Origin of the sequence: Bradyrhizobium sp. SZCCHNPS1003, assembly GCF_032381555.1 — a bacterium.
Taxonomy (GTDB): domain Bacteria; phylum Pseudomonadota; class Alphaproteobacteria; order Rhizobiales; family Xanthobacteraceae; genus Bradyrhizobium.
In genome coordinates, this window is the sequence record NZ_JAUHIU010000001.1 from 67,383 (window position 1) to 94,353 (window position 26,971).

At 64.5% G+C, this 26,971-nt stretch carries 23 protein-coding genes, 1 tRNA gene and 1 pseudogene; 10 read left to right on the plus strand and 15 right to left on the minus strand.

The features are described 5' to 3' along the window. Positions 1-225: 225 nt before the first annotated feature. Positions 226-648, minus strand: a complete 423-nt coding sequence (locus QX126_RS00340; RefSeq protein ID WP_315771633.1) for a PepSY domain-containing protein — start codon at positions 646-648, stop codon at positions 226-228. A 159-nt stretch (positions 649-807) separates the two neighbouring features. On the opposite strand from QX126_RS00340, the gene QX126_RS00345 reads away from it, so the two are divergent. The 3 genes and pseudogenes from QX126_RS00345 to QX126_RS00355 form a co-directional block, all read left to right on the plus strand. Then, positions 808-1,470 (plus strand): response regulator transcription factor, encoded by a 663-nt coding sequence (locus QX126_RS00345; RefSeq protein WP_315778622.1) that lies wholly within the window; start codon positions 808-810, stop codon positions 1,468-1,470. Beyond that, complete coding sequence (locus QX126_RS00350; RefSeq protein WP_315778623.1) at positions 1,467-2,867, plus strand: ATP-binding protein; 1,401 nt, start codon at positions 1,467-1,469, stop codon at positions 2,865-2,867. The genes QX126_RS00345 and QX126_RS00350 overlap by 4 nt, the downstream gene beginning before the upstream one ends. 96 nt (positions 2,868-2,963) lie before the next feature. Next, positions 2,964-3,145, plus strand: a pseudogene (locus QX126_RS00355) (transposase); the annotation flags it as partial. 134 nt (positions 3,146-3,279) lie between these two features. Here QX126_RS00355 and QX126_RS00360 read toward each other — a convergent pair. The 8 genes from QX126_RS00360 to QX126_RS00395 all read right to left on the minus strand — a co-directional run bounded on the left by QX126_RS00360 (position 3,280) and on the right by QX126_RS00395 (position 9,961). Further along, positions 3,280-3,355 (minus strand) — tRNA-Lys (locus QX126_RS00360). A 165-nt stretch (positions 3,356-3,520) separates the two neighbouring features. Continuing rightward, positions 3,521-4,126 carry a Spy/CpxP family protein refolding chaperone gene (locus tag QX126_RS00365; protein WP_315778625.1) on the minus strand — a complete coding sequence of 202 codons (606 nt, stop codon included), beginning with the start codon at positions 4,124-4,126 and terminating at the stop codon, positions 3,521-3,523. Between the two features lie 149 nt (positions 4,127-4,275). After that, entirely contained in the window at positions 4,276-5,601 is a 1,326-nt protein-coding gene (locus tag QX126_RS00370; protein WP_315771638.1) for a TRAP transporter large permease subunit, read from the minus strand. Further along, positions 5,598-6,164 (minus strand): TRAP transporter small permease, encoded by a 567-nt coding sequence (locus QX126_RS00375; protein ID WP_315778627.1) that lies wholly within the window; start codon positions 6,162-6,164, stop codon positions 5,598-5,600. Before QX126_RS00375 ends, QX126_RS00370 begins: the two co-directional genes overlap by 4 nt. Before the next feature lie 122 nt (positions 6,165-6,286). Beyond that, a complete protein-coding gene (locus QX126_RS00380) occupies positions 6,287-7,303 on the minus strand; it encodes a TRAP transporter substrate-binding protein (protein WP_315736952.1) in 1,017 nt (338 codons plus the stop codon). 299 nt (positions 7,304-7,602) lie between these two features. After that, positions 7,603-9,180 carry a 2-isopropylmalate synthase gene (locus QX126_RS00385; RefSeq protein ID WP_315736950.1) on the minus strand — a complete coding sequence of 526 codons (1,578 nt, stop codon included), beginning with the start codon at positions 9,178-9,180 and terminating at the stop codon, positions 7,603-7,605. Between the two features lie 112 nt (positions 9,181-9,292). Beyond that, on the minus strand, positions 9,293-9,418 hold the full coding sequence (locus QX126_RS00390; RefSeq protein WP_284423887.1) for a hypothetical protein: 126 nt from the start codon (positions 9,416-9,418) through the stop codon (positions 9,293-9,295). 297 nt (positions 9,419-9,715) lie between these two features. Next, on the minus strand, positions 9,716-9,961 hold the full coding sequence (locus tag QX126_RS00395; protein WP_315778629.1) for a hypothetical protein: 246 nt from the start codon (positions 9,959-9,961) through the stop codon (positions 9,716-9,718). 334 nt (positions 9,962-10,295) lie between these two features. Here QX126_RS00395 and QX126_RS00400 point away from each other — a divergent pair, with 334 nt between their 5' ends. The 5 genes from QX126_RS00400 (at position 10,296) to QX126_RS00420 (ending at position 18,489) form a co-directional block, all read left to right on the plus strand. After that, positions 10,296-11,042, plus strand: a complete 747-nt coding sequence (locus QX126_RS00400) for an alpha/beta fold hydrolase (RefSeq protein ID WP_315778631.1) — start codon at positions 10,296-10,298, stop codon at positions 11,040-11,042. A gap of 315 nt (positions 11,043-11,357) precedes the next feature. Beyond that, positions 11,358-12,917: a serine hydrolase gene (locus tag QX126_RS00405; RefSeq protein ID WP_315778633.1), complete on the plus strand. Its 1,560-nt coding sequence runs from the start codon at positions 11,358-11,360 to the stop codon at positions 12,915-12,917. Between the two features lie 249 nt (positions 12,918-13,166). Then, a complete protein-coding gene (locus QX126_RS00410) occupies positions 13,167-14,618 on the plus strand; it encodes a HAMP domain-containing sensor histidine kinase (protein ID WP_315778634.1) in 1,452 nt (483 codons plus the stop codon). Between the two features lie 385 nt (positions 14,619-15,003). Continuing rightward, entirely contained in the window at positions 15,004-17,295 is a 2,292-nt protein-coding gene (locus tag QX126_RS00415; protein ID WP_409999062.1) for a TonB-dependent siderophore receptor, read from the plus strand. Positions 17,296-17,310: 15 nt separating this feature from the next. Continuing rightward, the gene (locus QX126_RS00420; protein ID WP_315778636.1) at positions 17,311-18,489 is read left to right on the plus strand and encodes a PepSY-associated TM helix domain-containing protein; all 1,179 of its coding nucleotides are present in this window, start codon (positions 17,311-17,313) and stop codon (positions 18,487-18,489) included. 279 nt (positions 18,490-18,768) lie between these two features. On the opposite strand, the gene QX126_RS00425 is transcribed toward QX126_RS00420, so the two are convergent. Next, positions 18,769-19,059 carry a hypothetical protein gene (locus QX126_RS00425; RefSeq protein ID WP_315756329.1) on the minus strand — a complete coding sequence of 97 codons (291 nt, stop codon included), beginning with the start codon at positions 19,057-19,059 and terminating at the stop codon, positions 18,769-18,771. Between the two features lie 181 nt (positions 19,060-19,240). Here QX126_RS00425 and QX126_RS00430 point away from each other — a divergent pair, with 181 nt between their 5' ends. Next, entirely contained in the window at positions 19,241-19,852 is a 612-nt protein-coding gene (locus QX126_RS00430; protein WP_315778638.1) for a TetR/AcrR family transcriptional regulator, read from the plus strand. A gap of 355 nt (positions 19,853-20,207) precedes the next feature. Beyond that, a complete protein-coding gene (locus QX126_RS00435; protein ID WP_315778640.1) occupies positions 20,208-20,933 on the plus strand; it encodes a Crp/Fnr family transcriptional regulator in 726 nt (241 codons plus the stop codon). A gap of 194 nt (positions 20,934-21,127) precedes the next feature. On the opposite strand, the gene QX126_RS00440 is transcribed toward QX126_RS00435, so the two are convergent. The 5 genes from QX126_RS00440 to QX126_RS00460 form a co-directional block, all read right to left on the minus strand. Then, complete coding sequence (locus QX126_RS00440; protein WP_315778641.1) at positions 21,128-21,481, minus strand: hypothetical protein; 354 nt, start codon at positions 21,479-21,481, stop codon at positions 21,128-21,130. Between the two features lie 169 nt (positions 21,482-21,650). Beyond that, the gene (locus tag QX126_RS00445; protein WP_315778643.1) at positions 21,651-22,283 is read right to left on the minus strand and encodes a CAP domain-containing protein; all 633 of its coding nucleotides are present in this window, start codon (positions 22,281-22,283) and stop codon (positions 21,651-21,653) included. A 151-nt stretch (positions 22,284-22,434) separates the two neighbouring features. Continuing rightward, positions 22,435-23,463, minus strand: a complete 1,029-nt coding sequence (locus QX126_RS00450; RefSeq protein WP_315779365.1) for a transporter — start codon at positions 23,461-23,463, stop codon at positions 22,435-22,437. 101 nt (positions 23,464-23,564) lie between these two features. Beyond that, a complete protein-coding gene (locus QX126_RS00455; RefSeq protein WP_315736930.1) occupies positions 23,565-24,353 on the minus strand; it encodes a hypothetical protein in 789 nt (262 codons plus the stop codon). A 53-nt stretch (positions 24,354-24,406) separates the two neighbouring features. Next, on the minus strand, positions 24,407-26,965 hold the full coding sequence (locus tag QX126_RS00460; RefSeq protein WP_315778645.1) for an arylsulfatase: 2,559 nt from the start codon (positions 26,963-26,965) through the stop codon (positions 24,407-24,409). Positions 26,966-26,971 lie beyond the last annotated feature (6 nt).

Below are 26,971 nucleotides of genomic sequence, written 5' to 3' on the forward strand. Positions count from 1 at the left end.
TCGCACCAAGACTGAAGACCGCAGATGACGTGCTCCTGAAGGTCGATCGGAATCTGCTTCAGGCAGCCGTCAGGTTGGACCTTTTCAAAAACGGCAAACGCCCCGCAGCAGGCGGGGCGTCCTTGAACGCGATGTGTTCGTTCGCCTCAGGCAATGGAAGTCAATTGCGCCGACTCTCACCTTCTCTGATCACGGCTCCAACGAGATGGACTCCGTACCACGGCATCACTTGACTTCGGCCTTGGGGGCGGCACCGCCCTGAAAAAGCCCGTTGGAAGGCGGTACTCCCGCTGGCTCAGGGGCTCCCCCCGGCCCGGAGCGTCCACCACGCCGGGCACCGTCTTCCTCATCATCGCGGTTCCTGCCGTGCTCTCCACGCTTCTGTTTCACGCGGATCACGGCGAGCGATGCGGGATCCACCTTTGCCTCGATGTCACGACCGTTCTCGTCCTGCCCTCTAATCTCGAAGCATCCGTCGTCGATCTTGATCCTTCGCACGGTCCAGCCGCGCGCCTTTGCCATTTGCTCGACTGCTTCGCGCGGCTGCCATTGGGCCATGGGAACCTTGCAGTCGTCACTATCAGCCACCGCCAGACCCGGCGCCAGAGTGCCCATCAGAATGGCGACGATCACTGCTATCGCTTTCACGTTTCCTGCTCCCGTTCGAAGCCTCAACCTGTCGTCCTTGTGAGCCGGTTTCCTGACGGCGACCTGAAGACGCTGTGGCTTTTGCGCCAGGTCAACGTCAGATTCCCCTCTATGACTATCTATGATCCGAGATGGATGGGGGGTGGGCGGAATGAGGCGATGCGGATATTGCTGATTGAAGACGACACGATTCTGGGCGCTGCGGTGCGCGACCAGATCGTCTCCGATGGACACTCAGTTGACTGGGTTACCCGCCTTGATGCCGCGCAGGACCATCTGCGCAGCACGGCCTATGACCTGCTTCTGCTGGATCTGATGCTGCCCGACGGTCGCGGTATCAAGCTCCTGCGCGATCTCCGCACCGAGGGCACGGTGACGCCGGTCATCATCCTGACGGCACTCGATCAACTCTCCGATCGCATTGAAGGCCTCAACGCCGGCGCGGACGATTATATGATCAAGCCCTTCGATCTTTCGGAGCTTTCGGCGCGGTTGAACGCCGTCGCGCGTCGTTATTCCGGCAATCCGAATCCCCTTATCGGGATCGGCGATCTCCAGATCGATCTGGCCGCCCGCTCAATCACCCGTGCAGGAAAGAACATCAACTTGACAGCGCGGGAATGGGTGCTGTTCGAGACCTTCGTGCAGCGACCACGTCGGGTCCTGTCAAAGACCATTCTTGAGGAACGGCTCTATTCATTTGGAGAAGAGATCGAGAGCAACACCATCGAGGTGCACGTCAGTCGGCTTCGCAAGAAGCTCGGACACGACGTCATCGAGACGGTGCGTGGTCTCGGTTACCGACTGGGACACAGCGCATGATGCCGCCGCGCAGCTTGCAGTGGCGCATCTCGCTATGGCTAGGACTCGGCATCGCACTTCTCTGGATCGTCGCAGCCGTCGCGACAGCTCAAAGGCTGCGCCACGAAATGAACAGGGTTTTCGATAGTGCGCTCGAGGAAACAGCCCAGCGCATCCTGCCACTCGCAGTGCTCGACATCCTGGACCGCGAGGACGGCGACACCTCGCAGCGTATTGCGACCCTGAGGGAGCATGACGAGTACTTCACTTATATCGTGCGCGACGCGCGCGGGTCCGTGCTGCTGCGCTCGCACCGCGCTGACGACGCGATATTTCCGCCTTTCGCCAAGACGGGGTTCGTCGACACAGCGACCCACCGACTCTACTTCGACGCCGCGCTGCGAAACACGGTGACGATCGCCGTGGCAGAACCGCTTGCCCACCGTCGCGAGGTCGCAAACAAGGCTCTCCTCGGCCTGGCTCTGCCGCTCGGCCTCTTGGTGCCTCTCGGTCTTGTGGCGGTTTGGGGCGTCGTGCGCGTCTCGATGGCGCCGGTCAGGCGCCTGGGGAGGGGTATAGAGGCGCGTGGCAGCGGCGACCTGTCTCCGATTCCGGTCGCAGACCTGCCCTCCGAGATCGCACCGATTGCCGACGCTGTGAACCACCTCTTGGAAGGGCTTCGGCGTGCACTGGAAGCCGAGCGAAGCTTTACTGCCAACTCTGCGCACGAATTGCGTACACCGATCGCCGCCGCGTTGGCGCAGACACAGCGGCTGATCGCGGAGACGCAGGACGCTGCGGCGCAAAGTCGGGCACAGCAGATCGAGACGGCGCTGCGGCGACTTTGGCGACTGTCTGAAAAGTTGATGCAACTGGCAAAGGCCGAGGGCGGGCGCCTTCAAGCCAAGGAGACGATCGACATCGCCTCCGCGCTGAAATTAGTCTCAGACGAGATAATGCGCGATCCAGCCACGGCCGGCCGGCTTGTTCTCAATATTCCTGCCACGCCGGTTCTGTTGGATATTGATACCGATGCTTTTGCCATTCTGGCGCGCAACCTGATCGAGAATGGCCTCAAGCACGGAGCGTCGGACGCTCCGGTCACAGTGACACTTTCAAACATTGGCGTGCTCACGGTGACCAACGAAGGACCGCCGGTTCCGCCAGAGTTGCTGACGCGCCTGTCCCGCCCCTTCGAGCGCGGTCGTACTGATGCAGAAGGGTCCGGCCTGGGCCTGGCCATTGCAAGAGCCATCGCCTCCGGCGTTGGCGGCGAGCTTATTCTAACATCTCCGCTGCCTGGAGCGCAGAGTGGTTTCCAGGCCCGCTTTTCCCTCCAAGCCTTGGGCCCAGTTGAAGAAAGTGCGAGTAAAAAGGGAAAAAACCCCGGCGCGGTAGGCTCGACGCATTGCATGTGATGAGAATACGAAAAACCGGGCGCGTCCTCACCTGTCCACGACGGGAGGCCAGGCCGGCAGACCGACGGCCGCTAGGTCACTCCGGAAGGCGAGCAGCTGAACAGCGACGGCCGCCGCCGCGAGGTTCTCGGCATGGACATCGTCCCTCCGAGACATTCTGGACGGCGTTCCTGCACGTGCTCGCCCGCCGTGGGCTGTGCGGCGTCAAACTTGTGATCTCCGACGCGGATGAAGACATCAAGGCTTCAGTCAGCAAGGTCCTGTCCGCATCGCGCCAAGCTGCATTCGACCGATCCGATCGAGCGGCTCAATGGCGAGATCAAGCGCCGGCATCTTCCGAAATGACCGCTTGTCGGAATGGCTTCACGGGATCAGCCAATTCACGGGATCAGCCAAGAGTCCTTGAAAGGCTTGGTGGGCGCACTAGGGCTCGAACCTAGGACCCGCTGATTAAGAGTCAGCTGCTCTACCAACTGAGCTATGCGCCCGGATCTTGCATCCGGAGAAAGCCTTCCGCGAGAGCCGGTCGTTTAGCAAAGCGATTCCGAGATGTCCAGCGATCCCTGAGGATTTTTCGGCACTTTCGATGCAGAAAAACCGCCGGCGGGCGGCGGTTTTCCCCAAGTGAAATCAGACGGATCGTTAAACGGCTGTCAGAGCCGTCCGGACTCGCGGTCCTCCTCGGACCAGCCCATGCGGCCCATCGGTCCCGGGCCGAAACGATGCTCGCCGAAGCCCGGACCATCCTCCGTGCCGCCCTCGCCGCGCTCCATCCAGCGGTGATGGCGCGGACCGTCCGGTCCCATCATGCGCCCCATCGGCCGGGTCAGCATCGACAGCCGGCGCTTCTGGCCGTCGTCGAGCGTCTTGTAGAGCGGGTCGGCGGCGTCGGCGACCTTCTTCATCGCATCCGCCGTGACCGCCATGGTGTCGGCACGCTCGCGCAGTCGCGCCACCGGATCGACATCCTTGTCCTGCGCCTCGTCGGCGGCCTTCATCCGCGCGTTGGCACGATCGAACCGCAGCTTGACGAGATCGCGCACCGCGCTCTCGACCGGCGGCCACAACTTCTCCTGGTCCGCCGTCAGCTTCAGTCCGGCATGGACGGAAGCGATGCGCGCATCGAGCATGGCGGCGCGATCTTCCGGATTCATGCGCGCATGGTGCATGTGATCATGAAACCAGCCGCGCTGGGCGTAGACCGCGGTCGAGCCGGCGATGGCGAGCACGGCGACAGCGGCGATGGTGAACCTTCTCATGCCAACCTCCTTGGAAAGTCGGATCAGCATGAGCCTGCCGTTCCGCGCCTTCAACTTACAGTTTGGACAGAGTGTACGACCTTACGAAGATGTAATTGCTTCAAATACCTTTCTGTTTTTGCAAATCAGTTTCAGTTTGTTGCCGCGCCTCAAAGCATCCCCAGCATGCGCGGCAACCACAGCGAGATTTCCGGCACGTAGGTGACGAGCGCGAGGAAGCCCAGCATCGTCAGCAGCCAGGGCATGACGGCAATGGTCAGTTCGGTGATGCCCATCTTGGCGATGCCGGAGGCCACGTAGAGGTTGAGCCCGACGGGCGGGTGGCACATGCCGACCTCCATGTTGACCACCATCAGGATGCCCAGATGCACCGGATGGATGCCGAGCTTGACCGCGACCGGGAACAGGATCGGCGCCATGATCAAGACGATCGAGGTCGCCTCCATCACGTTGCCGGCGAGCAGCAGCAGGATGTTCACCACCAGCAGGAACACCGCCCAGTTGACGCCGGCGCCTGCCATCCAGTTGGCGATCTGCTGCGGGATGTTCTCGTTCGCCATCAGGAACGAGAACAGCACGGCATTGGTGATGATGTAGAGGATCATCGCGCTCATATTGGCCGAGCCGAGCAGCACCTTCGGCACGTCCTTCAGCGACATGTCGCGATAGACGAACACCGCGATGACGAAGGCATAGACGGCGCTGACGGCCGCGGCCTCGGTCGGCGTGAACTTGCCGGTGTAGATGCCGCCCAGCACGATCACGATCAGCAGCAGGCCCCAGATGCATTTGCGGAACGCGACGAGGCGCTCGGCCCAGCTCGCCCGCGGCATCCGCGGATAGTCGTTCTTCCAGGCGCGGTAGAAGGTGGTGAAGCCGAGCAGGCTCGCCAGCATCAGCCCAGGGATCACGCCGGCGATGAACAGCTGACCGACCGAGGCCGAGGAGACGCGATGGCCGGCCGGATCGAGCGCGATGCTGCCGCCAGTGGCGACCGCATAGACCACCATCACGATCGACGGCGGGATCAGGATGCCCAGCGCGCCCGAGGTCGTGATGACGCCGGCGCCGAAGCGCTTCGGAAAGCCCTGGCGAACCATTGCAGGCAGCATGATCGAGCCGATCGCGATCACCGTCGCCGGCGACGAGCCGGACACGGCGGCGAACAGCGCGCAGGCCATCACGCCGGCAAGGCCGAGGCCGCCATACCAGTGCCCGACCATCGAGGTGGCGAAATTGATCATCCGCCGGGCGACGCCGCCATGGGTCAGGAAGTTGCCGGCCAGGATGAAGAACGGGATCGCCATGATCTCGAAATTATCGATGCCGGTAAACAGCTTCAGCGCGACCGACTCGGTCGGCACGTTGGTCATGAAGAAGACGAAGGACAGCACGGTCAAGCCGAGCGCGATCGAGATCGGCATGCCCGTCAGCATCAGGAAGATGAGCAGGCTGAAGATGAGGAGGCTGCTCATCGCGCGGCCTCCACGCCCGTCGTCTCGATGCCCTCGACGGCCGCATGATCATGATGCGGTAGCTCGTCGTGGCGCAGATAGTGCCAGGCGACCTGCAGGAAGCGGAAGCACATCAGATAGGAGCCGAGCGGGATGCAGAGGTAGACGAGCCAGCTCGGCAGCTCCATGTCGGGCGTCACCTGGTCGGTCTGCGACAGGCCGTAGACGAACTTGGCGCCCATCGTGCCGATGATGGAGGTGAACAGCGCTCCGCAAAGCAGGCCGAACAGCACCGTCACCTTGCGCAGCGATGGCCGCATCATGTTGACGACGACGTCGACGCCGACATGGATGCCGGTGCGCACGCCGTAGGCGGCGCCGAACTTCGCCATCCACACGAACATGTAGATGCAGAGCTCCTGCGCCCAGGACATGTCGATCGGGAACAGCAGCGGATAGAACAGCGGCACGCCGACCAGATAGCGATGCAGCACCGCCAGGAAGATGATCGAGGTCGCCGCCGCGATCAGGAATGCGATCAGTATCTCCTCGAGCCGATCGAGGATGCGCAACAGAAAGCCCAAGTCCCCTACCCCCACAATCAAACGTCCGCGGCGCTTGGCTGCGCCGTCTGCCTTCTTGCGCGCCGAGTGCTTCACCCCCTCGATGCGCGGACCATGGCCCGCGCACCGCTCGCCTCACGCCATCAGTTGGTCGTGCCGCGCGTCTCCTTCAGGAACTCGTCGATCAGCGGCTGGCCGACGCGCCCCGCGACGTCCTTGTACACCGGCATCATCGCCTTGCGCATCGCCTCGTCCTGGGCCGGCGTCAGCTTGACCAGCTCGGTCTTGCCGGACTTGCGGATCTCCTCGAGCGCGTCGTCGTTCTCCTTCGCCGACTGGTTGTTGCCGTAGGCGGTCGCTTCCTTCATCGCCTTCTCGCAGGCGGCGCGGATATCCGGCGGCAGGCCGTCCCAGAACTTCTTGTTCACGACCACGACGTAGCCGATGTAGCCGTGATTGGTCAGCGTGATGTACTTCTGCACCTCGTGCATCTTCTGGGTATAGATGTTCGAGGGCGTGTTCTCCTGGCCGTCGACGACGCCGGTCTGCAGCGCCTGGTAGACTTCCGAGAACGCCATCACCTGCGGAATCGCGCCGAGCGTCCGGAACTGCGCGTCCAGCACCTTCGAGGACTGGATGCGGAACTTCAGGCCCTTGTAGTCGGCGGGATCGACGAGCTTCTTGTTGGCGCTCATCTGCTTGAAGCCGTTGTCCCAGTAGGCGAGCCCGATCATTCCCTTGGGCTCGAGCAGCTTCAGCAGCCTGGCGCCGAGCGGGCCGTCGGTCACCTTCCGCAGGGTGGCGAGGTCGGGCAGGATGTAGGGCAGATCGAACACCTCGAATTCCTTGATGCCGATCGGGCCGAACTTCGAGTTCGACGGCGCCAGCATCTGGACCGCGCCGAGCTGCAGCGCCTCGAGCTCTTCCTTGTCCTTGTAGAGCTGCGAGTTCGGATAGACTTCGACCTTGACCTTGCCGTCGGTGTATTTCTCGGCCAGCTCCTTGAACTTGTCGGCAGCGAGGCCCTTCGGGGTGTTCGAGGCCACCACGTGGCTGAACTTGATCACGATCGGATTGTCGGCAGCGAGGGCCGGGCCGGCCAGAGCGAGCACCGCGAGCGAGGCGGCGGTGGCGATCACATGGCGAAACTTGAAGTGCAAGGTGTCCTCCCGACGTTTCGGGGGACATTGCAATGACGCCCCCGCTTTGTATGCCAAGGACATTGTTAGCGGGTCGCCGGCCGGAATGCCATTGACCGTTAGCCGCAGAGGCGGGGATTCCCGTGCTGCAGCGCAAAAATGGTAGTGACTGTCATTCCGGGGCAGCCGCGCAAGCGGCTGAGCCCGGAATCCGGAGGTTATTGGCGCTGGCGCAAGCCAAGCTCGGGATTCCGGGTTCGACGCTGCGCGTCGCCCCGGAATGACGAAGCAAGGTTCGGCCCCAACCGACGATCGTGAGCTCAGCTCGCCGCTGCGGCCGCCGTACCCGCGCCCTGCGCCACGTCGCGCTGGCGCTTCATGACGAGCTTGTTGAGCGCACCCAGATAGGCCTTCGCAGATGCCACCAGCGTATCCGGATCCGCCGCGCGCGCGGTCATCGAGCGGCCATCCTGCGACAGGCGGACCGAGACCTCGGCCTGCGCGTCGGTGCCCTCGGTGACGGCATGGACCTGGTACAGCTCCAGCTTGGCCTCGTGCGGCACCAGCGACTTGATGCAGTTGAAGACGGCATCGACCGGCCCGTTGCCCTCGCTCTCCTCGATCTTCGTCACGCCGTCGACGTCGAGCTTCATGGTGGCGCGCTGCGGGCCACGGGTGCCGGCAATCACCGACAGCGACAGCAGCTTGATCCGGTCATGGGCACTGACCATGCCCTCGTCGATCAAGGCCTCGATGTCCTCGTCGTAGATGTGCTTCTTGCGATCGGCCAGCGCCTTGAAGCGGACGAAGGCGTCCTCGACCTGGTTGCCTGCCAGCTTGTGGCCCATCTCCTCCAGCTTGTGGACGAAGGCGTGACGGCCGGAATGCTTGCCCATCACCAGCGAGGTCTGCTTCACGCCGACCGTCTCCGGCAGCATGATCTCGTAGGTCTGCGCGTTCTTCAGCATGCCGTCCTGATGGATGCCGCTCTCATGCGCGAACGCATTACGGCCGACGATGGCCTTGTTGTACTGCACCGGGAACGAGGTCGCGGCCGAGACCACCTTCGAGGCGTGGGTGAGCTGCGTGGTGTCGATCTTGTTCCAGTACGGCAGCTTGTCGTTGCGCACGCGCATCGCCATCACGACCTCTTCCAGGGCCGCGTTGCCGGCGCGCTCGCCGATGCCATTGATGGTGCATTCGATCTGGCGGGCGCCTGCGCGGACGCCGGCCATCGAGTTGGCGACCGCCATGCCCAGGTCGTTGTGGCAGTGGACCGAGAACACCGCCTTGTCGGAGTTCGGCACGCTCTCGCGCACGCGCTTGAACAGGTCGTAATACTCTTCCGGCACGGCGTAGCCGACGGTGTCGGGGATGTTGATGGTGGTGGCGCCGGCCTTGATCGCAGCCTCGACGCAGCGGCACAGGAAGTCGAACTCGGTGCGGGTGCCGTCCTCGGACGACCACTCGACGTCGTCGGTGTGGTTGCGCGCGCGCGTCACCGAGGAGATCACCAGCTCGTAGACCTGCTGCGGGTCCATCTGCAGCTTGTACTTCATGTGCACCGGCGAGGTGGACAGGAAGGTGTGGATGCGGCCGCGCCTGGCCGGGCGGATCGCCTCCGCACAGCGGTCGATGTCCTTGGCGCCGGCGCGCGACAGGCCGCAGATCACCGCGTTCTGGGACCGCTTGGCGATCTCGTTGACAGCCTCGAAGTCACCGTCGGACGCGATCGGGAAGCCGGCCTCGATGATGTCGACGCCCATGCCGTCCAGCATGGCCGCGATGTTGAGCTTCTCCTCGAAGGTCATGGTGGCGCCGGGGCACTGCTCGCCGTCGCGCAGGGTGGTATCGAAAATGACGACGCGGTCCTTGTCGGACTGAACGGGATTGGACATCTGCTTTCCTCGAACTTTTCGGGTGGTGCGCGTGGCTTCCAGAGGCGCTGAAGGGTGTTTCGGTGTCGAAGCAGCCCCCTGAGTGCCCAGGCGCATCCCGCCCAGCCGGCCCTCAGGGGCAGCTAAGAAGCAGAAGCTCGATCGCGCCGATCAGGTCGGCGGGCTGCAGCGCGGCGAGCGCGATCGTCCGGGCGTCTGCCCCGGCGATGGCCTCGATCTCTGCGCTGCGAATCAGCATTGCCAAACCCTTTTGTGAGAACACGAAAACTGTGCGGCAAAACCGTTGACGGTTTGTTGCCGAGGTGCCCTCGACAGCGCTTTTACTGGGAATGGGAGGGTCTCGCAACGCCGAATAATGGTCAGGAGGGGTGACGTATTGGGGCGGGCCCGCGCCGCTCTCCCTATAAATAGTGTCATCCCGGGCAAGGCCGCCAACGCGCCAGCGTTGGTGGACGCCGACCCGGGATCCATACGCCGCGGCGGATTTGGCTGGGCGAGTTGGAGCGGCCGTCGTGCCTCGCAGATCTCCCTGGGGTTATGGATCCCGGATCGGCGCACGCGTGACCGCGCGCTTGTCCGGGATGACGGTGAGGGTGTGGTTGTCGGCATCTGCACCAGCACGCATTTCACGCTCCCGCGACACATCCGTGCCCGAGTTGTTCACCGGCATCGAACCCTCTTCCATCAGAGGGTGCAGGGAAGACCGGGCGTCTGCCGACACCCGCGGCCCCCGTGCGATAGAAAATGCACGGGGCAGGAACCACAGGATCGGCCAGGACATCCCGGCCTTCCCTGCGCAACGGCTTTACGGCTTACTTCGCGCTCTCCCTGGGGACCGGGCTTTCTTGCCCCCATCGTCCGCGCCGCGGCTTCACGCAACGGCACGAACTTGACCTCAGCATCGGGAGGCCAGGACCACACGACTTCGCCGTCCGCAAAACGCCGGTCGTCCACCGGCGCCTCACGGCCATCGCTCCCCGCACTCCACGTATCGTGACGACGCGTACGCCCCTCTTCGACGAGGCGGGATGGCGCATACAATCATGATTTCTGAAAAAAAGAAAGTAGAATTTTTGTGCATGATGCAGCGACACGGCCTGTGTTAGGCACGAGCCATGACCAACCGCCTCTTTCTCCACGGCGTCCCCGATACGCCCGCGATCTGGGGACCGCTGATCGCAGCGCTCGGCGCAACCGTCGCCGTGCCCTGCCTGCCGGGCTTCTGCGGCGAGCCGCCCGCGGGCTTCGCAGGCACCAAGGACGCCTACGCGGACTGGCTCCTGGCGCTGATCGAGGCGCAGCATGCGGCGTTCGGGCCGCTCGATCTGATCGGGCATGATTGGGGCGCGCTGCTGGTGCTGCGGGCGGCGTCGCTGCGGCCCGAACTGGTGCGCTCCTGGGCCATCGCGGGCGCGGCGCTCGATGCGGACTATCGGGGACATCTGATCGCGCGGATCTGGAACACGCCGATCCTGGGCGAGCTGTTCATGGCGCTGTCGTCACAACGCATGATGGCGCGTGCGTTCCGCCAGAGCGGCCTGCCAGCAGAGCTTGCTGCGCGCGAAGCCGCGGCATGGCAGGCACCGATGCGCCGGTCGATCCTCGCGCTGTATCGCTCCGCCAACACGCTTCGCTTCAGCGGTGACTGGATCGAACGGCTGGCGAATCTGCCACGCCGCGGCCTCGTGATCTCGGGCACGCGTGATCCTTACATGTCGCTCGACACCCTCAGCCGCTTCGCGCAGCGCCATGACGCCCAGCTCCATGTCGAGCAGGACGCCGGCCACTGGAGCATCGTCGAGCGGCCGCAGAGCATTGCCGCCTCGCTGCGGGCGCATTGGTCCGACCGAGAGGACCGATGAGGATGATTGCCGGCCACACATTCGCTGTCGTCCCGGGCAAGTCCGACAACGCGCAAGCGTTGGCGGACCTTACCCGGGACCCATACGCCGCGGCCGACGTGGCTGGGCGAGAACGGTCGGCCATCGTGCCTCGCACATCTCCCTGGGGCTATGGATCCCGGATCGGCGCGCGCGTTGCGCGCTTGTCCGGGACGACACCGGGTATGAGGCGAGCGCCGGTGGCAGTATGACGGCGCGCGGCGATCATCACGCAATCTTTGATTGATTGTCGCGCTCTGATAGCATGTCCTACACTCCGTTCGCCGGGGGAATGCCATGTTGCGTGTCAGGACCGGATTCTGGTTTGCCGTCGCCCTGCTGCTCGTCTGTCCGCTGACGCCCCACGCGGCCGCCGATGAGGCGAGCCGAGCCGGCTTTCCGCAATCCGACTGGCCAATCGCCACCCCCGAGGATGAAGGGATGGATTCGGCGGCCTTGGCGAAGCTCGTCGCCGCGGGCAAGACGTTCAGGTTCGACAGCCTGCTGATCACGCGCCATGGCCGCATCGTGCTCGATGCCAGCTACGCGCCCTACAAGGCCGACGAGCCGCACATCATCAATTCCGCGACCAAAGCCGTGGTCTCGACGCTGATTGCGATGCTGCTCAAGGACGGCGTGCTCGACAGTCTCGATCATCCGGTGCTCGACTTCTTCAAGGATCGCAAGATCGACAATGTCGACGCGCGCAAGCAGGCGCTCACGGTGCAGCACCTGCTCAACATGACTTCCGGGTTCGACTGGGACGAGGGTTATAGCGGCGGCGCCGAGACATCCCTCTACGAGATGGGCCGGAGCCCGGATTGGGTGCAGTACATCCTTGACCGGCCGATGGCGCAAGCGCCCGGCGAGATGTTCTACTACAACAGCGGCAACTCCCATCTGCTCTCCGCGATCGTCACGAAGCTCACCGGCAAGAGCGCGGAGGACTTCGCCAAGGAGAGGCTGTTTGGGCCGCTCGGGATCACCGAGCACGCCTGGTTCAAGGATGCCCAGGGAATTTCCGCCGGCGGTTTCGGGCTGGCGCTGAAGCCGCGCGACATGGCGAAGATCGGCTACCTCTATCTGCGGCGCGGCCGCTGGGGCGAGCAGCAATTGCTGCCGCCGGACTGGATCGAAGCCGTCAACCACGCCACCGTCAGCATGAATGCGAAGTTCGATCCGGGGCTCTCCTACGCCGATCAGTTCTGGGCCCTGCCGGACAAACACGTGTTCATGGCGGTCGGCTACCACTGCCAGGTCATCATGGTGCTGCCCGACCGCGACATCGTGGCGGTGATGACCGCGCGCGAGTTCTGTCCATTCCGCAAGCTCGCCAACACCATTTCGGCCACTGTGACATCTGACAGCGCCCTGCCTGCGGCGCCGGAAGCGGCAGCCGCGCTCGCCGCTGATGTCCGCGAGGTCGCGACGGAAACGCGAGGCCCGGTCGGAGCCGTGCCGGAGATGGCGGCTTCCATCTCGGGCAAGACCTACAGCTTCCCGCCCGGCCCGCTCGGCATCAACACGATCAAGCTGGACCTCACGGGACCGGAACCGCAGGTCACCTGGGACATCCCCTCGCGGGACCGCGCCGGAGGCACGGTGCATCTGCAGAGCCCGATCGGCCTCGATGGCCTCTATCGCAAGACCGCGCCGCCCCATCCCTGGCAGCCCTTCACCTACCGGGCCATGAAGGGCAGCTGGATCGACGCCACGACCTTCGTGATCGACGCCCAGTTCGTTGGCCAGGGCGAGGAGCGCAATTGGCGGCTCAGCTTCGACGGCGACAAGGTGACGTTCCGAACGAAGGGCCGCTACGGCAAGGACGTAGTGGTCGAGGGTCATGCGGCGCCATGAGTCCTCAGCTGCTCTGCGCAGCCTGACGAAAGTCGAGCGCAAATGCTGCAGCACTGATCGGCTCCGTTCGGCTGGGCGGAGACATGCCGCACGGCGAGAATCGGAACAGTTCTCATAGCGCTCTGCGTGCCGCGGACGGCGGATGCGATCTCCCGTCGTTTTCTCAAACAGATCATCTCGTGTATGTCTGCCCTCCCGCCGAGGCTCTCACTCCGCGGCGGGGGATCGTTTTTCGATTGCGGTGGCATAATGTTGAGATTGCTGGAGCGTCTGGGTCTCCGTTTCGAGGATGCCGTCGAGGAGCGGCGTTTCGTCGACCATTACGTCCGCGGCAGCACCGCCTGGACGCAGATCGCGATGCTGCTCGGCGCCCTCACCTTTGCCGGCTACACGCTGTGGGACTGGGTGCTCTATCCCGAGATCGTGCCGACCACGTTCGCGATCCGCGGCGGGACCGCCGCGCTGGTGCTGCTGCCGCTGACGGCTTTGCTGTCGACGCCGGCGCGCCGATGGGCCGAGCCGATTCATCTGGTCTATTGCGTGATCCCCGGCTGCGTGCTGCCGACGATCTACTGGGTGCTGCCGTCGGGCTTCACCTACTCCGCGGCCGGCATGATCATCGTCATCCTGTTCGTATCGACCATGCTGCCGTTGCGCACCGGCTCCTACGCGATCTTCTGTGCAACGAGCTGGAGCGCGCTGGCGGTGGCCGAGAGTCTTGCGACCGAGCCGCTGCCGCCCGGCCTGCGCTTCATCGATCATTCGCTGGTCGGCAATGCCTGCCTGCTCTCGCTCTATGCCGTCGGGGCGCGGGAGTACCAGGCACGCAAGCAGTTCCGCACCGCCGAGGCGCTGCAGCGCGAGAAGGAACGCTCCGAAGCCTCGTTGCGCGATCTGCATGCCACGCAGGCTCATCTGGTGCAGGCCGAGAAGCTGGCCTCGCTCGGCCAGCTCGTCGCCGGCGTCGGCCACGAGGTCAGCACGCCGCTGGGCCTCGCGCTGACCACGTCGACGGCGATGGAAGCCGATGTCGAGGCGATCGCCCGCATGCTCGGCGGCGGCCTGGTGCGGCGCTCGGATCTGGCGCGGGGGGTCGAGCGGCTGCAGCAGGGTCTGCACCTGACGACGCAGAGCCTGCACCGTGCCTCCGAGATGGTGCACAGCTTCAAGCAGGTCGCCGTCGACCAGGCCAACGAAACGCTGCAGACGTTCGAACTGCTGGGCTGGATGAGCGATCACGTCGCGAAGCTCCGCCCGCTGCTGGCGCGTCAGGGACTGACGGTCGTGCTCTCCTGCCCGGAGGGCATCGTGCTCACCAGCTACCCCGGCGCGCTCGGACAGGTCATCAGCACCCTCGCCTTCAATGCGGCGACGCATGCCTATCCTGGCGACATCAGCGGCGTCTTCACCGTGGAGGTCGCACGGACCAGCGATGACTCCGTGCGCATCGTTTGTGCCGACCAGGGCGTCGGCATGCGCGACCACGTGCGCGGCCGGGTGTTCGATCCGTTCTTCACCACGCGCCGCGAGAAGGGCAATGCCGGCCTCGGCCTGCACATCGCCTTCAACCTCGTCGCGTCCACGCTCGGGGGTCGCATCGAGCTCGACAGCCAGCCGCAGCAGGGCACGCGCGTGACGCTCGACATTCCGCTGATCGGGCCCGGCAAGCCGGCGGAGCTGGAGCTCGCCGCGGCACAATAGTCCCGGTCGATCGCGCGCATCGATGGGGCACGATGAGCGCGCATTCCGGCACGACGTATCCGATGCGCTGACAAGGGTCGGCGCCGAGTCCCGAAAAATGAGACCGACGGTGCTTCATTCGCCAAAGCGGGTGAAGAAGCGCCGCGCATGCGCAACGTCTGCACGTTCGTGCATCGGTCTGCGCACCCCATGATCAGTTCGCGCGCGAGGCCGCAAAGCTGCCGCGTGCGCGCGCAGGTCCGAACCAATTCAGAACATTTCGGCGCCGCGCTGCTTAGAGCAATTCAACTCAGCGCGGCGTGTTCATCGCTCGACCTCGTTGCTACACACCACGTCATGCAAGCCGTTCGCTTGAACGGCGCGACGTTGGAAGTGAAAGTAAACGATGACGAAGATGGAAGGCCGGCGCGATCCGCGCTCCGGCATGTGTCACACGATTGCGATCCTGAGTGCCCTGACCGCCGACCTGCTCTGCTCCTCCACAGTCCATGCTCAATCCGAGCTGCCGCCGGTGACGGTGGACTCGTCGACACCGAAGCGTAAACCTCAAGCCACCTCTGGCGCGCCACAGCGCCGCGCCCAGGCGCAGCCGGCACGGCGCGCCGCGCAACCACCGCCGATGCCGACGCGCGCCGAGCGCGCCGCAGCCGAGGCCGCGGTGCTCGATGCCGCCAAGCTCAACTATCGCGCCATGCCGAGCGCGACGACCCTGCGCAGCGGCGCCTCGCCGCTCGATGCGGCGCAGTCGGTCAATGTCGTGCCCGCGCAGGTGATCAAGGATCAGTTGCCGCGCAATCTCGACGACGCGCTCGCCAACATCTCTGGCGTCACCCAGACCAACACGCTCGCCGGCACCCAGGACGCGGTGATGCGGCGCGGCTTCGGCGACAACCGCGACGGCTCGATCATGCGCAACGGCATGCCGCTGGTGCAGGGACGCAGCCTCACCGCCGCGGTCGAGAGCGTCGAGGTGCTGAAGGGGCCGGCCTCGCTGCTCTACGGCATCATGGATCCCGGCGGCATCGTCACCACCATCAGCAAGCGGCCGGAGCTGTATCAGCACGGCTCGGTCACGCTGCTCGGCTCGGCCTATGCCAACGACAAGACCGGCGCGGACGGCACCGTGGACGTGACGGGCCCGATCGGCGATGGCGGGCTCGCCTATCGCTTCGTCGGCTACGGCGTCAGCGAGGACTATTGGCGCAATTTCGGCCGCCACCGCGAGATGCTGGTGGCGCCGTCGCTCGCCTGGTACGGCGACATGACGACCGTCCAGCTCACCTACGAGCATCGCGAGTTCATCAGCCCGTTCGATCGCGGCACCGCCTTCGTCAACGGCGCGCCGCTGGCGATCCCCGCGACGCGGCGGCTCGACGAGCCCTACAACAACATGTGGGGACAATCCGACCTCGTCCAGGCCTCGGTCGAGCAGAGGCTCAACGAGGACTGGAAGCTGACCGCGGCCTACAGCTACAACACCGAGACCTACAGCGCCAACCAGTTGCGCATCACCTCCATCGACGCGACCACCGGCGCGGAGACGCGCAGCAACGACGGCACCTGGGGCTCGCTAAGTCGGGTCAGCTACGGCACGTCTTACCTGCAGGGCGTCTTCTGGATCGGCGGCCTGCGCAACGAGGTGCTGTTCGGCGGCGACGCGCAATATCGCACGATCTATCGCCAGGACCTGATCCGTCAGAAAGTCTCGACGTTCAACATCTATAATCCGGTTTACGGACTGATCCAGCCGGGCACGACGATCTCGGCCACCGACAGCGACCAGACCGACAAGCTCGGCACCTACTCGCTGTTCCTGCAGGACACGCTGCATCTCACCGACAGGCTCGCGCTGGTCGGCGGCGTGCGCTACATGGACTACGAGCAGATCGCCGGACGCGGACGCCCGTTCAAGGCCAACACCGATGTCGCCGCCGACAAGGTGCTGCCGCTCGGCGGCGCCATCCTCAAGCTCAGCGACCAGCTCTCGCTCTATGCCAGCTACACGCAATCGCTGAAGCCGAACTCGACGATCGCCCCGCTCAGCGGCGGCGTCGTGCTCGGCTCCAGCATCGCGCCGGAAGAAGGCACGGCCTGGGAGGCCGGCTTCAAGTTCGACCTCGACAAGCGACTGTCCGGCACCGTCGCCGTCTACGACATCGCCAAGCGCAACGTGCTGGTGTCGCAGACCAATGCCAGCAACGTGGTCGAATACACCACCGCCGGCAAGGCGCGCTCGCGCGGCGCCGAGCTCGACGTCACCGGCAAGCTCTCCGATCACTGGAGCATGATCGGCAGCTACGGCTACACCGACGCAAGGGTCACGGAGGATCCGGTGTATGCCGGCAAGCGGCTGCAGAACGTCGCGCTCAACACCGCCTCGCTCTATCTCGTCTACGACTTCGGTACCGCCCTGCCCGGCCAGCTGCGGCTCGGCGGCGGCGCGCGCTATGTCGGCGACCGCGCCGGCGATGCCGCCAACAGCTTCGTGCTGCCGTCCTATGTGGTCGCCGACCTCTTCGCGACCTATGAGACCAGGCACCAGAACCTGCCGGTGATCTATCAGCTCAACGTCAAGAACCTGTTCGACAACGTCTACTACCCCTCGGCCGTGAGCGCGCTGAACGTCGCGGTCGGCGATGCCAGGCGGGTGTCGCTGTCGGCCACGGTGAAGTTCTGAGAAGGAGAAGCGTGCGTGACGTCCTTCCGCATCAAACCGGCGCTGCTGCAGATCCACTCTGTCCTGGGTCTTGCGGCCGCGCTGATCCTCTCCCTCTTGGGCATCACCGGCGCGATCATGGGTTTCGAGGACGAGATCCAGGCCGGTCTCAACGCCAAACTGTCCCACGTCGCGCCGCGTACGGAAGCGCCGCTTTCGCCCGCCGAACTGGTGGCGCGGCTGCAGGCTGATCCGGCGCTCGGCAAGGTCTCGGCGATCACGCTGTCGCGCGATCCCCTGGCGGCCGTGCGCGTCCGCTTCGCGCGCAATGAGGATGGCGGCCGGTCCTCCTCGCTGCTGGTCGATCCCTATTTCGGCCGCGTGCTCGGTGAGCCCCGCGGCGAGGCGTTCTTCACGACCGTGCGCCACCTGCATCGCTGGCTGCTGCTGCCGGGCGACGGCAATGGCGCCGGCCGCCAGATCACCGGCGCCGCGGTGCTCGGGCTCGTGGTGCTGCTGATCACGGGCCTCGTGCTGCGCTGGCCACGACGGGCCGGCAGCGCGACGCTGTGGCTCAAGCCGCAGCTCGGCCTGAACGGTCGCGGCCTGCATCGCTCGCTGCACAGCGTGATCGGCACGTGGGTGCTGCCAATCTACCTTGTGATGGCGCTGACCGGTCTTTCCTATTCCTACGCCTGGTACAAGGACGGCCTGACCTGGCTGCTCGCGCCGTCCTCGTCGCCCGCCCCGATGCCCGGCAAGGCCTCACGCGACGGCCGCGCAGATTCCACAGCGCAGGCCAAGCTCGTCGCGCTCGATCTGGTGTGGGCCACGTTGCGCGAACAGATCGGGGATCGCTTTGCCGTGATGCAGCTCACCTTGCCCACGGGCGTCGGCACGTCGGTGCGCGTGCGCACCTGGCCGAGCGAGGCGCACGACGGCAGGCGCGACGAATTCCGCATCGACGGCGCGACCGGCCGGCTGCTCGCGGCCGAGCGTTACGCCGACAAGACCGTGGGCGAGCGCGCCCTGGCGCGGATCCTGGATATCCACCGCGGCAGCATTCTCGGCTGGTCCGGCCAATTCGTCTTCATGCTCGCCGCCGCGCTGATGCCGCTGTTCGGGATCACCGGCGTGCTGCTCTACGTCTCGCGCAGACGGCTGCGCCGTCGGCCAGAGCCGGCACGGACGATCCAGCTCGCTCCGGGCGAATGAGGACGCGCGCTCAGGCCACCGCGCGGGCGTGCGACACGCGCCGGACGGCGTTGGCGGCGATGATCACGTGCGGCAGCAGCGACAGGCCGCCAGCAGCGCTGCAGCCATGAACGCGGCACCGGCAACCCAGTGACGGGTGAGAAGGTCCAGCATCACCTATGGATGTGCGAGTCGGCTGACTTGCCAAGCCGGGTTGTCCCGGAGCGACTCCGCCTGCCCTGGGAGGCTGCGGCCTCATGTCCCGTCGCAGCCTCCAAACCTTATGGGGCGCGGCGCGACCTACTTCAGCAGCACCAGGCATTCGCCGGCCGGCGTGGCGTTGGCGCGGGCGGTGTCGCGATCGAACTTGCCGGCCATCACCAGCGGCCTGACACGCTCGACGATCGCGTCCTTGACGACGCTGTCCGGGCCGATGGCCGGCGCGGTCACGTCGTAGATCTGCTTCGCCACCGGCGACAGCTTGGCGGCGCAGCTGTCGGCGGCGGCGCGGTTGCCGGCCAGCGCGGCCTGCGACAGAAGACATTGGGAGATGGCGATGATTGTGACAAACGGGAATGCGACGCGCAGCATGGCAATCAGTCCTTCGTTCAAATGAGGTTCAGCCCGGTGCAAGCAGGCTCGGCCCGGAGCCCATCCACTCATTGTCCGGCCGCCCGCATGCGGGCTCTGATCTAACCCGAGCCGGCGGCAACGCCTACTCGATTTCGCCCGTCCGCCAGCCAAGGTCCAGACCGTGCAGCAAGCTCCTGAAATGCTTCGAAAAACCCCGGTGCAGAAGCGCACGCGGCAGACCCTGGACGTGATCTTCGAGGCGACCGCTCAACTTCTGCAGAGCGGCGGCGGCAAGGGCCTGAGCACGAACGCCATCGCCGAGCGCGCGGGCTTCTCGATCGGCACGCTCTACAGCTACTTCAGGGACAAGACCTCGCTGTTGCGTGCGCTGGTGCTGCGCGAGTTCGCCCGCCAGGAGGCGCAGTTCGCGGAGGCGCTGGAGACGCATCGCGGGTTCGGCCGCGAGGCGATCGTGCGCGCGGCGGTGCGCCAGGGCTTTGCCCCGTTCGCCGGCCGTCACCGCGTGCGGCGCTATCTGCTCGGCCTGTTGGGCCATGACGCGGAGCTGCAGAAGGCGCTGCACGAGATGGTGGACCGCATGACCGAGCGGCTGATCGAGGCGGCGGGATTGCGGAGCGAGACGATGCCGGCCGCGCGCCGCTTCATCCTGGTGCGCGCTGCGCTGGGACCGATCCGGGCCGCCGTCATGCGCGAGCATCGCCTCGTCGGCACACGCGAGCTGGAGGACGAGCTGGTGCGGCTGATGCTGTTTCTGATGGAGCAGGACACGGCGCCGGCGCGATCGGTCTAGTCACGAGCGATCGCGCCGCGCAGCCGACGAACGCCGTGCGGGTCTGTTCGGCGCGGTCTCGGATGGCCGATGGCGGCGCAGATCGCGGATGGCGCGCGAGAGTTCCTGATCCGACATCGGATGCATTAACGGACCGGAGCGGCCGTCGTTCCCCACCGTGCTGCTCTCGCCATCGGCAGCTGAACCGCCGAACAAGCGCCGGACCAGGTCGAGGAACGCAATGTGGGGCATGACTGTTCTCCCGAGGCGGCGCCCGGTGACTTTTACCCGCATCTTCTGCGCTCAACTTTAGTTCGGAACTGCCGGCGGCATCATCTCATTTGATATGCGAGAGGACGACACGGGCACGATTGCGATGGAAGCGAACCGGACCGTCATCACCAAGCTCAAGGAGCATTCGCAGCTCTCGAACGACGACGTCGCCGAGATCAAGACGCTCAGCTTCGCCCCGCGCGAGCTGGTCGATCATGAGGACCTGATCCGCCAGGGCGACGAGCCGGACCGCTCCGTCGTCGTGCTGTCCGGATGGGTGGCGCGCTATCACCTGCTGCCGAGCGGCGCGCGGCAATATCTCTCCTTCCACATGCTAGGCGACTGGCCTGACGCCCAGGCGCTGTTCCTCGACCGCATGGATCATGCGGTCTGCGCGATTGGACCGGCCGCCGTGGCCAGCGTGCTGCACAAGGAGCTGATCCGGGCGATGAGCCGGCGCCCGGCACTCGGCTTTGCGATCTGGCGCGAGACCCTGATGGACGCAGCCATCTTCCGCGAGGCGATCACCAACAACAGCGCACGGAGCAAGCCGGCGCGCCTGGCGCACCTGTTCTGCGAGCTGTTCTATCGCGCCCGCGTGCCGGGCCTCGTGCGCAACGGCCAGCTGCGGCTGCCGGTCAGCCTGATCCAGCTCGGCGAGGCCTTGGGCATGGCGATTGCCACCGTCAACCGCACCCTGTTGGAGCTGCGCGCCAGCCGCGCCGTCGATTTCCGCAGCGGCACGCTGACGGTGCATGACTGGCCGCGCCTGAGCGAGATCGGCGAATTCGATCCGGCCTACCTGCACCTGACGAAGCAGCAACGCTGAGACGGCGGCCTTCAGCGCTGCGGCAAGGCTGGGCTAGCAATCGCCGCTCGCCAAAGTCTGTCGCGATGAGGTGCGGGCGATGGTCGTCTCCCGCACCTCTTCGATTGCGGCTCAGCGTCGGATCACGGGCCTCTGCGAGGCCGGCCGGGTCCGGCTCGGCCCGCCAGGCGCCGTGGTTGTGACGGGCTCTTGGTTCAGATGCCCTTGGTGATGAGCTTGACCGCGTAGGCGTAGGGCCCGTTCGGGCTCTTCTCAGCGATCCAGGCGCAGTGCCAGTCGGAGCCGTAGCGCTGGCCCGTGTCCCATCCCGAACCGCCGCCGTGCTCGTTGTCCCACGACCAGGCCTTGCGGTCCTTCTGCGGATCGGCGGGGAAGCTGCTGCCGTTGTAGACGCAAATCTGCCCCTGCTGCGCGCGGAAGGGTGCGTTCGTGCTCCACTTGAGCCACAGATTGCCCTGCTCCTCGTAGGACGTGAGCGACCACTGGAAGGACGCCGAGACGGTCTGCGGATTGGTGCTGGTGGCCGAGGCCTGCTCAATGACTGCCATGATAGTCTCCGTTCAAAATGTGATGAAAAATCTTCACAATACCGGCTGCCAAAAAGACAACCAAAACTTGCATATCTGATTAAACTCGCCTCGGCAACGAGCCTGCTCGCACAACGCCGTGATCGCGCGGAAGGCATGGCGTCCCAGCCACGGCTGCGAGTCCTGGCGCTCAGATGCAGAGACCGATGACCTTGATGCTGAGGTGGCAGTCCTTGGAGGCGGATGTCGGCGGCTTGGCGCCCCAGCGCGTCGCCGGCGTAGCGTTGCCTTTCTCGGATCGGGTCGCGGTCTGCGCGACGATGGCCTTGGCCTTGCTCTTCGGAGCGCCCTTCGGCTTGGCGGCGTCGTAGTCGCCGGCGATCACCATCGCCCAATAGGTGCGCTTGCCGCTGGCATTCTTTGCGCTGGCGATGCCGACCTTGGTCGCCTTGGGCAGCAGCAGATTCTTGCGATGACCCGCCGAGTTGATCCACTGTCCCAGCGTCTTGTCGAAATTGTCATAGCCGTAGGCGATGTTCTCGGCCGCGCGGCCGGCCTTCGACGGCGCGACGCGGCGCGTGAACGGGCCGAGCACCTCGTGGCTGAGATCGTCCTTGTCGGCCATCGCACGCGCCTGCTCCATCGCGATGCGGTCAAGCGTCGCGTCGCGCGTCACGCGGCCTTCGCCATGCGCGAGCCGGAACGCCGAGATCTGATCGGCCGGTGCGGCGTCGCCGGCAAATGCCGCATGGGCCGACAGCGCCAGCAGCGCTGCAACCAAAACCGCGCCAAAGCCGCGCAACGTGAAACGAAGCTCCCGCATGCTAGGACACGTACTCATCAATCCGGAGTGGGTAAGCGCAGCTCGACCGCCGTTTCGGTCCGAAGCGACGGACGTGCTGCACCGCCGCGGAACCACCCGATATGACAATGCCGGAATTCAGTCCAATGCGGGAGGTCGATACTTCTCTATTCTATTTCGACACTTTGTGCCAAGTCGGCGCCACCGTGCTGGCGGGCGCGGCCTCCGAGATCGAGAACGTCAGCCACGTGTTCCAGCCCGACGGCCGGTTGGCGGCGTCGAACTCGCCATATCCCTTCAGCCCCAGGAACGCCTGATTGCTGCCGATCTGGAAAATATATCCGATCTGCGGGCCAACGCCGAGGACGCGCGAGCGGAAGCCGCCGAGAACGGCGGGTTGACCGAAGTCGTCGGTAATCTGCTGATAGGCGTAGCCGACGAAACCGACGAAGACCTGCTTCGACAGGAACTGCGACACGCCCCAGTCCAGATGGAAATCGATGCCGCTCTGGTATTGGGTATCGGGATTCTTGAAATTGTAGGTCAAGCCGCCGACGGCCGAGAATTCCGTGCCGGTCGTCGGATTCAAATAAGTGTAGCCGCCGCCAAAGTCGATGGCGCCGTGACCGATGCCGATGTTGGCCAACCGGTTCCGACTGTAGTCGCCGACGGGAATATCGCCGGCGCCATATACCATGGTATTGTGGACGCCGTTATTCCACTTGAGCTTCACGGTCGGATAGAGATCTCCGTAAGAGACGAGTGCGTCTTCGAGGAATCCGGTGCGCGTGCTGACGATCGGACCGGCAACCGTCGTCAACGTACCGGCGATGCTCGCGGAATTTCTGCCGTAGACGCTGGCCAGCGTCGCCGACAACTGGCCGCCGAGTACGGGCGTCGCAAACGTGTAGGTCGGCGCGATGAACATCAGATCGGCCTGGCCGCGCAAAGCCAGATTGAGATCGATGTTGACGGTCGGAGAAAATCGTCCGACCTGGAACTCGCGCGACGCCGCGGCCGCGCCTGAGGCACCCACGCTCGTATGGTAGTAGATGGCAGCCACCGACCAGCCCGGCGTGGCAGGCGTTGCGGCGAGGCTGCCGTACAATCCCGGCAGCCAGAACGAAATGCCGCTCTCATCGGCATGGGCGACCAAAGGCGAAAACGAAGCGAACGCGGCGGACGCGAAAACGCCGCTCAGCCACAATCGCAGGAAGCCGGACCTGCGTCCCGATCTATCGCGCTGCAATCGTACCCCCCACGCTCCCATTTCAGGCGGCATGCCTGAGTTGTCGTCGACGACTACGGCTTGTAGTCGCTCATCCCAGGTCCGGTCTTGTCGTAGACATTGAAAAACTCGTCCGACATGATCGTAGCGATACCACTTTTGGGTACCTCGGTCAGATCTTTCTCAAGCGTCTTGATCCGGAACTTCCACCCGGGCGGGAGCTGCTTGAAGTTGCTTGCTCCTGCGGCAACGAATTGTTCGAAGGTATGCTGCGGCTTGAGGCCTAGCTGGAATCCCTTCATGATCCAGGTATTGCCCTCGGCATCGTCGAGAAGAAGCGCCAGGGCGCCCTTTTTCCAACCGAGCCCGCTCTCCCGCGCGATGGTGATCGGCTTGTACGGAGTGGTTTCCGAGACGCTCACGTTGCTGCCAAGGTTCAACTGGGCGACCCATGCGGTGGCGATTCCGTTGAACTCTCTTTGCTTTCCGACGGTGACCTCGACCCAATCCGGCAGCCAGATTTTCGGACCATTCAACGATGCGCCGAGCACGCCGAAGTCCTTCTTCATGGCCTCGAAATCAAGGCCTTCGACCAACATTTGCGGGGCAGTGTCTCTCGACGCGGGGATTCCCTTCGAGGTGAATATGCTGTTGTGGCAGGCGGCAACCACCTTCCCCGTCTTCGCATCGCGACCTGCGAGAAAGATCTCGATGAAACGAACCTTGCTGGTGTTATCGAAGCGCCTGCTGACAGCGCCGTTGCCGTCAGCGAGAACCTCGGGCTCCGCGGTGCTTGCATTTTGCGCGACCGCTCCCCCTAGGCTCGAGGCCAGAAGGATCGTCGCCAGAATGGCTGTTTTCATTGCCGCTCCTTCTCAAGGGACCGATCACTGACCTGGCGAGCGCGAAGAGCGCATCAATCGGACAGTCCCTTCTTCAACGCCGCTGCCTTGCGGGCTTGGACGGCTTCTTCAGTGTCGGCCTTCTTCATATCCACTAGATCAATCGTCACCTTGCCGATCTTGCCTGTGAACTTGAACGGCATTTTGTAGGCCTCGGTAACAGGCGTGCCTTCATCGGCGCCGACGTCAGCGCCTTCATCCGCGGAGTAGAAGCAGCATTGGGTTCGTTCGATCCGGCCGGTCGCGACGGTCTTTCCGTTCACGAGGATCGTGCCCACGCCACCCTTGCCCAGGCCGCCACCGTCATAAGCGAACTCAAAGCGCAGTGCGGCTTTGCCTGCCGGAAGAGCCTGCTTGGCGGTTACGGTGTATCGCTGCAGACCGAGAAAATTATACGTGTAGGTCGGCTTGCCGTCCTTCAGGTAGAAGCTCCAGCCACCGAACCGTCCGGCCTGGGCGATGATGACGCCATTGGCCCCGCCCTTCGGGATATCCAGATCGGCAGTAATGGCGTGCGATCGGTTCTTCAGGTTGATGAAGACATTCTCCGTCATCCCGATCATGCCTTCGTAGACCGTCAGGCTGGTGCGGCCGGCCATCAGGTCGGGACGTCCGACCAGCGCCGCGTTGGCGCGCTCCAGGGTGCGGTCGTCGAGCGGCAGCACGTTGTATTTCACGGCTTCCCTCAGGAACAGCTCCTGCATCTCCTTCAGCTTGTCCGGATTTTTGGCCGCCAGATCGTTGCTCAGGCTGAAGTCCGATCGCGCATCGTAAAGCTCCCAGATATCCTGCTGGAGCGGCCGCCGCGGCTTGGTTTCCCAGGCCGCCCGGTGCACCGTGCCGGCCAGCCAGCCGTCGCTGTAGATCGCGCGGTTGCCGAAGATTTCGAAATACTGCGTCGCATGCCTGCTCGGCGCCTTGGCGTCGGCAAAGCTGTAGGCCATGCTCACGCCCTCGATGGGAGTCTGGACCGTTCCATTTACGCTCTTGGGCTCGGGCAGTTTCGCTGCTTCGAGAATGGTCGGTACGATGTCGATGACGTGATGCCACTGCGGGCGAAGCTCGCCTTTCGCCGCGATCCCCTTCGGCCAATGGACGACCATGCCGTTGCGGGTGCCGCCATAGCTCGAGGCCACTTGCTTGGTCCAGGTAAACGGAGTGTCGCCAGCGACCGCCCAGCCGGCGGCGTAATGGCCGTAGGTGTTGGGACCGCCGAGTTCGTCATAGTGCTTCAAGACGTCCTGGACGGTTTCCTGCACTCCATTGAAATAGGTCATCTCGTTGTACAGGCCATTCGCGCCGCCTTCGGCGCTCGCGCCGTTGTCGCCGACGATGTAGAAGATCAACGTATTGTCGAGTTGGCCCGTTGTCTTGATGGCGTCGATCAGGCGGCCGATCTCTGTGTCGGTGTATTCGCCAAATCCAGCGAATACTTCCATCTGGCGCACGAACAGCTTCTTCTCGTCAGCGCTCAGCTTGTCCCAGTCCTGGATGGCGTCCGGCTTCGGGGCGAGCTTGGTATCGGGTGGCACCACGCCGAGCTTGATCTGCCGCGCCAACGTCTCCTCGCGCAGCTTGTCCCAGCCCTGATCGAACTTGCCCTTGTACTTGGCGATCCATTCTTTGGGCACCTGATGCGGGGCATGGGTGGCGCCGGGTGCAAAATACATGAAGAACGGCTTGTCCGGCGTCAGCGATTTCTCCGACCGCATCCAGTCGATCGCCTTGTCGGTCATGTCGGTCATGAAATGATAGTTCGGGTCCTTCGACGGCTCCACCTGGGTCATGCCATCGTAAATCAGCGGCGCCCATTGATTGGTTTCGCCGCCCATGAAGCCATAGAACTTGTCGAAGCCCTGGCGCGTCGGCCAGCGGTCGGTCGGGCCGGAGGGACTGACCTCCCATGCCGCGGTCTCGTGATTTTTGCCGAAATGCGCCGTGCTGTAGCCGTTCAACCGCAGCATCTCCGCGACGGACGCGACATTGTTGGGACGCTGGCCCGTCTGTCCCGGAAAGGTCGTCGCGGTTTCCGCGATCGATCCGAAATTGTTCATGTGATGGTTGCGACCGCTGAGCAGCGCCGCGCGGGTCGGCGAACAAAGCGCCGTGGTGTGAAACTCGTTGTAGCGGAGACCCTCGTTGGCGAGGCGGTCGACCGTCGGCATCCTGATTGGGCCGCCAAACGCGCTCGACTGGCCGAAGCCCATGTCGTCGATGAGCACGATCAGTACATTGGGTGCACCGGCCGGCGCCTTGACTTCAAACCGCGGCGGCGGCGTCGCATCGCGCGCATCGAATACGGTGCTGTGTGGAGGGTGCGGTTCAGGAATCGGCAGAACCGATCGCTCGGTCGGCAACACAGCACTCGGCGGAGCCGACTGTTGGGCCAATGCTGGAAGCACGAGTAGCGTCGTCAACGACAGCGCCGACACAGCCAACTTCACTATTTGCTTCATGATCACTGCCTTCAAATGAGACAATTTGACACGGCTTCTCGCTGCCGGAACAATTCCTGCCCGCAAATCGCGATCATCGGCGCGGGCAATGACGTTCGGCCAGCCCAACCGGCTCAAGGAGAA

Coding starts and splice junctions, on each gene's coding strand:
- QX126_RS00430 (WP_315778638.1), top strand. CDS start 19,241: ATGCTTCGAAAAACCCCGGTGCAGAAGCGCACGCGGCAGACCCTGGAC.
- QX126_RS00395 (WP_315778629.1), bottom strand. CDS start 9,961: ATGTCCTGGCCGATCCTGTGGTTCCTGCCCCGTGCATTTTCTATCGCA.
- QX126_RS00410 (WP_315778634.1), top strand. CDS start 13,167: ATGTTGAGATTGCTGGAGCGTCTGGGTCTCCGTTTCGAGGATGCCGTC.
- QX126_RS00370 (WP_315771638.1), bottom strand. CDS start 5,601: ATGAGCAGCCTCCTCATCTTCAGCCTGCTCATCTTCCTGATGCTGACG.
- QX126_RS00405 (WP_315778633.1), top strand. CDS start 11,358: ATGTTGCGTGTCAGGACCGGATTCTGGTTTGCCGTCGCCCTGCTGCTC.
- QX126_RS00385 (WP_315736950.1), bottom strand. CDS start 9,180: ATGTCCAATCCCGTTCAGTCCGACAAGGACCGCGTCGTCATTTTCGAT.
- QX126_RS00400 (WP_315778631.1), top strand. CDS start 10,296: ATGACCAACCGCCTCTTTCTCCACGGCGTCCCCGATACGCCCGCGATC.
- QX126_RS00415 (WP_409999062.1), top strand. CDS start 15,004: ATGACGAAGATGGAAGGCCGGCGCGATCCGCGCTCCGGCATGTGTCAC.
- QX126_RS00390 (WP_284423887.1), bottom strand. CDS start 9,418: ATGCTGATTCGCAGCGCAGAGATCGAGGCCATCGCCGGGGCAGACGCC.
- QX126_RS00425 (WP_315756329.1), bottom strand. CDS start 19,059: ATGCTGCGCGTCGCATTCCCGTTTGTCACAATCATCGCCATCTCCCAA.
- QX126_RS00445 (WP_315778643.1), bottom strand. CDS start 22,283: ATGCGGGAGCTTCGTTTCACGTTGCGCGGCTTTGGCGCGGTTTTGGTT.
- QX126_RS00350 (WP_315778623.1), top strand. CDS start 1,467: ATGATGCCGCCGCGCAGCTTGCAGTGGCGCATCTCGCTATGGCTAGGA.
- QX126_RS00455 (WP_315736930.1), bottom strand. CDS start 24,353: ATGAAAACAGCCATTCTGGCGACGATCCTTCTGGCCTCGAGCCTAGGG.
- QX126_RS00365 (WP_315778625.1), bottom strand. CDS start 4,126: ATGAGAAGGTTCACCATCGCCGCTGTCGCCGTGCTCGCCATCGCCGGC.
- QX126_RS00435 (WP_315778640.1), top strand. CDS start 20,208: ATGGAAGCGAACCGGACCGTCATCACCAAGCTCAAGGAGCATTCGCAG.
- QX126_RS00345 (WP_315778622.1), top strand. CDS start 808: ATGCGGATATTGCTGATTGAAGACGACACGATTCTGGGCGCTGCGGTG.
- QX126_RS00440 (WP_315778641.1), bottom strand. CDS start 21,481: ATGGCAGTCATTGAGCAGGCCTCGGCCACCAGCACCAATCCGCAGACC.